This window comes from Lachnoanaerobaculum sanguinis (assembly GCF_033242365.1).
In the GTDB taxonomy this organism is placed as follows: Bacteria; Bacillota; Clostridia; order Lachnospirales; family Lachnospiraceae; genus Lachnoanaerobaculum; species Lachnoanaerobaculum sanguinis.
Map to the genome: position 1 here is coordinate 1 of NZ_BTHK01000069.1, position 350 is coordinate 350.

The window sequence follows — 350 nt, forward strand, 5'->3', positions numbered from 1 at the left end:
ATTTGTCTGATTTTCTATTCCTAAAAGTGCTATATTTATCTGACTGTCTTTCCAATATTTTGCAACATCTCTGTCTTGAAACCTGACTCTTCCGTCTATTTTTAATGCACTGTCTGTAACGGCATCAAAAAGTGTTTCTTCCTCTACCACTTTCTTTCCGCCAAACAACAATACATTTACTATATCCGAAAAAACATCATTGTGTCTTTCAAGCATCTTTTGAGTTATATCTTTTTCTTGCATATCTGCTCCTTTATTATATCAGAGAATTATTTTTGATTCCATTGTCTTTAGAAGTTTTCAGAATTGATTTCAGAAGTATTAAATATAGCCGGGTATAATGCCCCTAC

1 pseudogene is annotated in these 350 nt (G+C 32.6%); it reads right to left on the minus strand.

The annotated features are described in order from the left end of the window. A pseudogene (locus SBH76_RS13565) lies at nt 1–243 on the minus strand (Rpn family recombination-promoting nuclease/putative transposase); the annotation flags it as partial. Nucleotides 244–350 lie beyond the last annotated feature (107 nt).